7 protein-coding genes and 1 tRNA gene are annotated in these 8,538 nt (G+C 55.8%); 2 read left to right on the plus strand and 6 right to left on the minus strand.

The features are described 5' to 3' along the window. Positions 1-70: 70 nt before the first annotated feature. Positions 71-154, minus strand: a tRNA-Ser gene (locus CCR79_RS05500). A gap of 146 nt (positions 155-300) precedes the next feature. On the opposite strand from CCR79_RS05500, the gene CCR79_RS13810 reads away from it, so the two are divergent. Both CCR79_RS13810 and CCR79_RS05505 read left to right on the plus strand, forming a co-directional pair. Next, positions 301-429: a hypothetical protein gene (locus CCR79_RS13810; RefSeq protein WP_255772038.1), complete on the plus strand. Its 129-nt coding sequence runs from the start codon at positions 301-303 to the stop codon at positions 427-429. Next, entirely contained in the window at positions 426-680 is a 255-nt protein-coding gene (locus CCR79_RS05505; protein ID WP_201169634.1) for a hypothetical protein, read from the plus strand. Before CCR79_RS13810 ends, CCR79_RS05505 begins: the two co-directional genes overlap by 4 nt. Before the next feature lie 110 nt (positions 681-790). Here CCR79_RS05505 and CCR79_RS05510 read toward each other — a convergent pair whose 3' ends face one another. The 5 genes from CCR79_RS05510 to CCR79_RS05530 form a co-directional block, all read right to left on the minus strand. Further along, on the minus strand, positions 791-1,843 hold the full coding sequence (locus CCR79_RS05510) for a RelA/SpoT domain-containing protein (protein WP_345941481.1): 1,053 nt from the start codon (positions 1,841-1,843) through the stop codon (positions 791-793). Between the two features lie 123 nt (positions 1,844-1,966). Then, complete coding sequence (locus CCR79_RS05515) at positions 1,967-2,785, minus strand: hypothetical protein (protein ID WP_201169636.1); 819 nt, start codon at positions 2,783-2,785, stop codon at positions 1,967-1,969. 81 nt (positions 2,786-2,866) lie between these two features. Beyond that, positions 2,867-3,616 carry a hypothetical protein gene (locus CCR79_RS05520; protein WP_201169638.1) on the minus strand — a complete coding sequence of 250 codons (750 nt, stop codon included), beginning with the start codon at positions 3,614-3,616 and terminating at the stop codon, positions 2,867-2,869. A 181-nt stretch (positions 3,617-3,797) separates the two neighbouring features. Next, the gene (locus CCR79_RS05525; RefSeq protein ID WP_201169640.1) at positions 3,798-7,271 is read right to left on the minus strand and encodes a class I SAM-dependent DNA methyltransferase; all 3,474 of its coding nucleotides are present in this window, start codon (positions 7,269-7,271) and stop codon (positions 3,798-3,800) included. A 341-nt stretch (positions 7,272-7,612) separates the two neighbouring features. Continuing rightward, complete coding sequence (locus tag CCR79_RS05530; protein WP_201169644.1) at positions 7,613-8,473, minus strand: HNH endonuclease; 861 nt, start codon at positions 8,471-8,473, stop codon at positions 7,613-7,615. Positions 8,474-8,538: the final 65 nt, after the last annotated feature.

Here is an 8,538-nt window from a genome sequence, read left to right on the forward strand (position 1 = left end):
CGCGGTTTTGGCCATTTGCCGCTCGGGCCATTACTTGGGGATAAAACGGGGAGGACTCAGGTAAGGTATCTGGTGGCTATGGGTGGAGTCGAACCACCGACCTTCGCATTATGAGTGCGTTTCGGGCCCTTTTTTAATCAATTTTTTACGCGCCAGGTTCCTGTTTTTCAACGTTTTTGACAAACCCCGACCAGTCCCGACCAGTCGAACTGCTGCACTCTGCTGCAGCACCAGTGCAGCAGTGCAGCGACCCTCGCATCTGCCATACTTCCACGGCCGCCCCCTCGCACGGAGAGCGCCGTGGAGTTCCTCGTCGTACTCGGGTTCATCATCTGGAATATGTGGGCCAACGAGAATCACCCCGGCCGGATGGCCGTCTGCAATATCATCACCCTGGCCTTGGTCTTCGGCCTGATGCTCGGCCTATGACCGGGCTCGACTGCATCCTCGACGACGGCCTGGCCTGGGCGCTGACCGCCGCCACCGTGATCCCCGCCTTTGTCGCGGGGCTCGCCACCTTCATGAGCCTCGATGCCCTGGGCAAGCGACGCCACGCCCTTACCCACCGGCACTATCTCTACCAGCTTGCCGGCATCGGTCTAGGCGTGTTCGTCGTCTTCCCCGTCACTGGCTCGATTATCGGCACCGCGCTGCGCGAGTGGGCTTGCTCGACGCTCTAGCGGCGCGCTAGCCCCTAGCCGCGCACCTTGAGCTACAACTCTCTTGACGGTACCCCGCGGCGTGCTCAGTGGCCACGCCAGCTCCAGGGCTTTGCGCCTTGTTCAGCGAATCACGGTTGCCGCACGGGCTGGCTCGCCAACGCGGGCTTATGCAGCTTTTTGCCTGAGAGCCGTTCGCAACCGTCCTCAACTAGGTTTATGAAGTCCTGAGCGTCTGAGAAGTAGTTCTTAAACGCAAACCGTACTTCCTCAGAGGTATCAGCTTTGACCAAGACGATGTCATGCTCCGGCATTTCCTCCTCTAAAACGAATAACTCCCTGAGCGCATCCGTCGAATCCTTATACGTGCGAACCTGTAATTCTCCAGATTCTGAGAATATCAGGATAGTGTTGCGCTTCTTAGAGACATTAGTGCTCGCGGAATTCAGTCCCCGAAGCATATTCAGAAGACTTACCTCCTCATTCCCATCAAGAAATTGCCGCACAACCTCTTGGTCGCTCAACTGAGCGAACGGACCCGTTCGGTTCTCAAACGCCCTTGCAAGAACTTCACTCGCAAGTGCCATCACATGCTGATACCTCTGATCACCTTCCTGGAACTTGGGCTGGCTTTCCGTTATAAAACCTATAACCTCGACAGCGGTAGCCCATGCGTGCTGCACGTTAGTGCGATACTGGATTTCGACCATTAAACCGCGGAGAGAACGGCCAGTCGTCGAGTTAACATCGTAATTGTAGACGTCGTGTACACCACGGTAGCCCGTTTCCTTGGGGTTCTTTATGTAGTCATACTTGTCGAGCGCGTTCCGTCGCCTATGCCTAAACCGTGCTCGGTGAAACCTTTCCCTGAAAGCGTATAGATCCTCTACAGACTGAAATATCAACCGGCACCCGGCAACATCGTCCATGCGAGCAAGCTGCATGTCGGGTAGGCGGTTCAACTTTCCGAAAATCGTAGCCTTTCGTTTATGTCGCTGTCCAACGACAATACGTGTGCCTTGGGTCCGCGTACGTAAAATTGCTTGAAATGTATTGAGCACGCGACGGTGAGCCGCGCGCCACTCATCGATGACACTTAGGTCCTCAAACGTCGCTTGCCCCTTGCGTACGTTGTCACCGGCACGGTTCACGCGACTCTTGGAGCCGCCGGGAAAATGGCTCACTACTCCCTCCTACTAAATGCGAAACGGCGGTGCTCAGCAGCAGAAGAGACACACAGCAACGACGGGGGGGGGGAACGGCGTCTTTCCTTTCGCGCTGGAGCACTTTTCTAAAAAAATCATCCACTAAAACCAAACAGTAACAGGAGAGCGAACCTCAAAGAATTTTTCGATGTCCTGTAAATCTTGTTCCGTTCGATTTGGTAGAAGCTGCCCTTTGGCCTTGGCATGCAACCGCTCCGTTGATCTTTTTACAATTGGATGTAGCTTGCGAGCGGTCTCGAATATGAAGTTGTTTTCAAATGCTATCCGCGTTTCCCCAAATCTTTCCAGAGACGTTACCTTTTGAGCGTCAGCGAGAGTTAAAGTCCCGCCTGTATGAACTATGGAATGCCGCAGCTGCCAAAGAACTCTAAGGCGTTCTATGTCATGGTTCCCGAATAAATTGAAACGCTTAAAGAATGCCTGAAAATGATCATTAACCTTTCTCGGATCATGCCACCCGCCTAGGCTATCCGCTACTAACATGCCAACCGATCCCACCCCGGTATTCCTATGGGCGGCCAGTCTGACAACATTAACCGTCACTTCCCTGTTTCCATTCAGCTTACGAAAGAACTGTTCGGAAGAGAAATCTCGGAGATGAACGGAGCGATCAAATAGGCCTGCGAAAAGGTGCCTCTGAAACGTTTCGAAGTGACCCATCAAAGCTGGTAACATTGAAGCAACCAAGTTTTGCATGGCATTTAGCGATGCTTTCGTATATCGCCCGCTACTATACGTTGGAAGGTTGCGTGCACACAGGTCCACCGTTTTTTTCGCTTGCACTGCGTAATAGAGAAAAGCCGTTGCAGGAGATTCAATATATACATCATGCCCTACGTGAGCATTAGTGGGCTCCGTAAGATACTGGTGGAACTCTTTTTGGGGCCTACCAGCCGGCATCACTACTCCTTCTCTTTAATGATTGCGTAACCGGTTGCTTGTGAAGTGGCCGCCGAAAAGCAAATTGCTTCGACGCCCTTTTTAAATTGTGCTCCCAAGCACTTTCCTGCTGTACTCACTACACACCCCTGACACCTTTGATAATAGCTCTGGATGGTACTGTCCGTAGAGGACCCCATGCGGGTGGAGCCTTTTCTTCAAGGCGCGAGGGTATAGTAGCGACTCATAAAATAGCCGACCGAGAATCCAGATGGTTCGGACCCGCAGGCGGCCAACAGCGTCTAGACTTTTAACATTGGAAAATAATAAGCACGCTTGATGCTCTTTGAATATTTCTTCGATAGGAGTGATATTAGATATGGGAGCCTGTTCAGCATACCCTGATAGCGACTCATGATCCCATGAGTGGGAAATTTTGTTCCTGATCTTTCTCAGTGAATCTATATCCTGGAGTATGTCTTCGCTGAGCCAGCCAAAGGCGCAGGCAACCTGTATTCTTTTTGAGAGACTTGAGAATGGTCCGTAGCCGGCAAAGAGGCTGTCCCTGCCTCCTGGGATCCCTTTGGGTATTTCACGCTTGTACATCTCATGGAGAGCTTCATCGGAGAAAGCACAAGCTATCACCGGAAGAAACCTTTCATCATCAGACGCGATTGCGTCACAGACCCCGTCCAAGCCCGAAATATTGTAAGACTCCGCGTTGACCTCTTCAGAAAACTCTTTGGCGCGCCTTTTCTCGAATGCGGTTGTGTAGTTCCTATATACCTGCAACCCATTTTTTTCAGGGTCACTCAAATCTAACGCCGCTATATCTTTATCCCATTCGGACATCCTACGAACCTCAAGGAGATTTAACGGTGGCACATGTGGGGCCGGAAACATCCAGCAAAACGCTTAATGTGTATAGCGCAGCGGAGGAAAGGCCGGAGTCACTGCAGAACACTTGGTTGAGGCTTCCCTACCCAGTATAAAGTTGTCCAGCCTTGCGGTGGAAAAGCACGCCATATTTCGTTTAGGTCTCCCACCACAACTCGCCTTCATGGCTCGCCATGCCGATAGCTTCCAGGGCCTCAAGGGCAGCCTGGACGGCCTTGCTAGGCCGATGGGTGTAGCGGGCCGCGATGCTGGCGGTCGTTTGAGGCCCTTCTGAGAGGGCCTGCCGAACCGCCCGGATGCGATCACCCGTATTCTTCGGGAAGGTCGGCTTCTTGCCCGCCGTCTCTGCGGTAGTTGAAACCGCGGCCAACTCGGTCTGCTCCGCCTCGTGCTCGCTGCTCTCACTCGTCTGGTCCCCCGCCTCGTCTGGCGCCTGAAACTCGGGACGCAGCCAGCGCACATGCCCGCGCGCCTCCTCAGCGGCGCGCTCGGCGTTGAGGTCTATTAGGCGCTGCAGCAGATCCTGCTCGGCTTGTTCTTGGTCCTCGGGCTTGTTTTGAAGCGGCGTGGTCGCGCCGGGACGGCCGACGAGCACATCTGCGAGATCCTCCCAGCCATAAGCCTCGAATACGGCCCGGTCGAGTTCATCGTGTAGCTCCGCAAGTACCGAGATCAGCCCCTGCTCGTGGACCGTGCGTTCCTTCTTCGTCAGTTTCTCTCCGGCGCGGATCTTCTCCAAGACGTTGTACATGCCGGTGAGTGTAAGGCCTGGGTCTCGTGCCTGGCGTTCAGCGCGTTGTGCATCTAGCCGTTCGCCGAGCACAGCGATGCGATGCTCCAGAGTATGGTCCGGCGCTGGGAAAGGGAACGTCTCAAAGCATCGGGTTTTGTTGTACCTTGGCCGGTCCTCCAGCGTGCCACCAGCGGCCAGTGCCCACGCAGCATGGACTCGACTTGAAAGCACACCCAGGTAGAAAGCGTCTTCAACCCCGATGTTGACCAGCATGTGATCTGGCACAATTGACTGATCAAGAAATGTAAAAATCCGGTGCTTCACGGTTTCAACCGTAGCAATATAGCGCTCGACCCCACTACTTATTTTGCGCCACTCGGGGCGTGGCCATCCAAAAACCCACCAGTTCTCGCGTATGCTCTTACGGCGGTTCTGATCCCGCTCCGGCTTTACGCGATCCCGAACCCATTGATACAGAGCAGGCACACGATAGCGTGCGTCCTCTTGACTGAGCCCGAAAAGATCGATAACCATCACCCCACGCGGGGTCTGCATAATATCCCGGCCGTTGCGGTATGGGTGGATGCGTTTCGCAATTTCTGGATCACACCCTAAACCCAATTCTTCAGCCTGGTCCGGAGTAACAATAAAGCCCGCACCGTGAAGCGCAAAACCGTTACTGGTTACGCGCCGATTGGATGCCAAGGGAAAAGCAGAACCCACATCAGCTCCTACAGTGAGGTTTGAGTTCAATAACCCTTGGCTGCTGCTGACCTCGACTCTCGGAATGCCTCCGTCTGGGTGCGATTCCTTGGTGACCATTTGCAGCGCACCCTGCGACTTCCCACTCTGAGCGACTGTCAGAGAGATTCTCACCGCGGCCCCATCCGCGCTATCGACCCATGGATGATCAGGAATCGCAAAAACCAAAGAAAGAGGCGGATCCGAACTTACGTGATTCGCAATCACATGGCGATTGAACGTCTGCCGTAATGAATTGGTAGCCACAAACCCAAAGCGAAAAACCTGCCCGGATTTAACGTATTTGGCCGCTATGTGCCACCAGTACATAACAAGGTCTGCTGAGTCGGGAACCTCCCCGCCCCAGGCCGACCGAATTGCATCGACATATCCATCACCAAGTGCTGCACGCATTCTTTTCGAGCCGATAAAGGGCGGATTACCAACCACAAAATCTGCCTGAGGCCATTCGGCCCGACGGGGATTAATGTAATGGTAAACCTGCGCGCGATAAGCCTCGTCCGGGATCGGCTCACCCGTGACCGGCGAGGGCTTGGTGGTACCATCCCAAATAGTGACCGGCTCTCCATGCTCATTCAGCAGCGGCTCCACATCGTCGTACTCGATCAGCGCATCCCGGTGCTCGATGTTGTGGAACCGGCGCAGGATGGGCTCCGGGAGATTGTCCACCCGGCCGTGGATTCGGTAGTGCCACTGCACGTAACCGATCCACAGCACCATTTCCGCAATATGGGCTGCCCACGGGTTGATCTCCAGACCGAGGAACTGGTGCGGGTCCACGGTCATGCCCTCGGCATCGAACCCCGTTTGCCCACCACGCAGCTCCGAGAGCAGCTCTAGGACCTCACCCTCCAGCCGTTTGAGGTGTTCCATCGCCACATAGAGGAAGTTGCCCGAGCCGCAGGCCGGGTCGAGCACGCGCGTTTCCAGCAGCCGACCGAAGAAGCGTTCTACGGCCTCCCGGGCTTCCTTCTCCTTGCCCTGGGCAAGCAGCATTGCCGCCTGCGCTTGTGCGTCTGCCCACTCCTCGCGCAAGGGCTCCACGACCGTCGGCAGGACCAGGCGTTCAACGTATGGCCGGGGCGTATAATGGGCGCCGAGCTTATGCCGTTCCTTGGGATCCAGGGCCCGCTCCAGCAACGTCCCGAAGATCGCCGGCTCCACCTCGGTCCAGTCGTGGGAGGCTGCGTTGATCAGAAGATCAAGCTGCTCCGTGTTGAGAGGGATGGGGTTGATCTCGTCAAAGAGCCCGCCGTTGAACTGCGGGATGCGCACCAACCAACGAGACTCAAACCCACCATCCCGCATCCGCTCCCAGAGGGCTCGCATCGCATCCGGGAACACCTCGGGGTCCTGGCGTACCTCCCGGAGCATTTCCTGATAGCGGCCGTGGGGGATAAGGCCGATGTCCTCGGCGAACATCGTAAACATGGCCCGCATCAGGAATCGGGAGACGCGCTCAACCTCGTAGCCGCCCTGCTCTAGCGAGCGCGCAAGCTTTGCCAGGTCGTCGCTGATCTGCCGGGTAACACGCGCCGCGCGCTTGGACAGGTCTAGCGCGTCCGGGTCGAGCCATACGAGCCGAAGGCGCTCGCGGACCTCTGAATCCCGAAGATCCTCCAGGCGGATTCTGTGTTGAGCTGGGCTGGGGTATGGGACGTAGTTGCCGCCGCTACGTGAGAACTCCGAGTAGCACTCGATGACCTGCCCCACATCGACCACCAGGATGAACGGTGGCCGACCTTCCCATGCTGGCAGCGCCCGAACGTAGCCCTGGGCTTGCTCAAACGCCCGCTTGAGGGCCTTGTCCCAGCCGGTGGTGTTCTCTCCGGCCCTGATCTTCTTCGATTCCAGAACGAAGCAGCCACGCCGGTAGAGATCCGCCCTCCGGTTGTGGACGGAACCATCTGGGCCGTGCTCATGCAGGCGCCGCTCGAAGACGTACTCGTTCTCCTCAGCCTGGTCCCCGGCAGGATCGGGCTTCGGAAGCTCTAGGGCATCACACAGCTCGGTGAGAAAGAGTTGGGAGTTGGCTTGCTCGGTCCCCGCGACACCGCTCCAACGGCTGATGAACTGCTCGACCGGGTGTTCCGTGTCTACTGCTTGCTCGGCCATCCTTGTCCTCGGGCGCAGAGTGCGAGTACGTTTCCCACGAGGCTTATCAGGGTACCATCTCGCCCCTCGGTAGCCGAGCAGCCCGGCCTTTCACTTGCCTTGATGGGAGTCAATCACGCTCGACATGCCACATAGGTCTATGCCTAACCCGGGCGGCCACGCTCCCCGGTGGATCAAAAACGATTGGACTGGTCAGCAACACCGACCGCCGAGGGGGTTGCCACCTGACGCGCTTGTCGAGGTCGAACTCCGCGACGGCGAACGCGAGACCAATATCGCAACTCGCTTCGTTTGGAGCCACACGGGGAGCGAGGTAGACATCCTACGTTATCGTCACCTCATCACCTGACAGATGAAGCGCTTTCAAATAGTTCCTGTTTCTCAATTTCTTGGATATGAGCTAACAGCCTCTCATTGAATTGCGCGCCATCATCACCATGATGGCATCGCCGGTGGCAATTCGGGCAGAGGGCAGCGACATAACGCGGATCATCCGGCCCCTCATCAGCAAGGCGCAGGATGTGATGTGGCTCCAAGTATGGAGATCCATTTGCGCGTTGAAAAGGGGCGCTGCTGTTACATCCCTCACAGATTCCCTCAGCACGAGCTAAGACATAACTCTTAACCGCGGCACTCCTTCTCCGGTACTCCTCCCGGGTTTTTTTAGAACTGGACGCAGCCGTTTGCTGTGAAGCCTCATAAGCCGCTCTGCGAAGGCTTTCTAGATCATCATAGTCAGCAGCCTCATCACCAACATCCGCGCTGGTCGTCAACTCCTGAGGCACGAGGTGAAAGACAATGATCTGACGATCATTGCCGTCCCGGTCCTTACCCTGTCGCAACTCCCATGACGCACAAGAGAAAGTACCTTGAAAACGAACGGACTTTTCTTTTTCTAGGGTTTCAAAAAGGAGAAGCTCTTTCCCCTTTTGGGCATGGTCTCGCACAGCCTTGTTGCCGCGAACAAAAGCCATGTCGCCTATTTGACCCTCCCCCGTATACATGAAAACGCCGTCGGGAGACCAGCCATCCTCATAGCCATAGGCGGACCCGGTGCTACCGGTGAAAAGAAAAATAAATGGGTGCTCCGCGGGGGTAACGATTCCACTCTGCCGCTGCCCGCCATAGACCTTATGAATATCTCTAGCCCGGTTGTACTCACGCCCCCGAACGAATTGATGAGTTTCGATGGGTTGTGGCACGTTGCCTCCTTTCGCTTGCTACTTCCTGTCCTTGGCCTTCTCTCGTTAAACACTCGACCGACCCT

This window comes from Halorhodospira halophila, assembly GCF_016653405.1.
Taxonomy (GTDB): Bacteria; Pseudomonadota; Gammaproteobacteria; order Nitrococcales; family Halorhodospiraceae; genus Halorhodospira; species Halorhodospira halophila_A.

Bases quoted from the DNA above. Each gene is read 5' to 3' on its own strand.
- CCR79_RS05505 (WP_201169634.1), top strand. From the start codon at position 426: ATGACCGGGCTCGACTGCATCCTCGACGACGGCCTGGCCTGGGCGCTG.
- CCR79_RS05515 (WP_201169636.1), bottom strand. From the start codon at position 2,785: ATGCCGGCTGGTAGGCCCCAAAAAGAGTTCCACCAGTATCTTACGGAG.
- CCR79_RS05520 (WP_201169638.1), bottom strand. From the start codon at position 3,616: ATGTCCGAATGGGATAAAGATATAGCGGCGTTAGATTTGAGTGACCCT.
- CCR79_RS05525 (WP_201169640.1), bottom strand. From the start codon at position 7,271: ATGGCCGAGCAAGCAGTAGACACGGAACACCCGGTCGAGCAGTTCATC.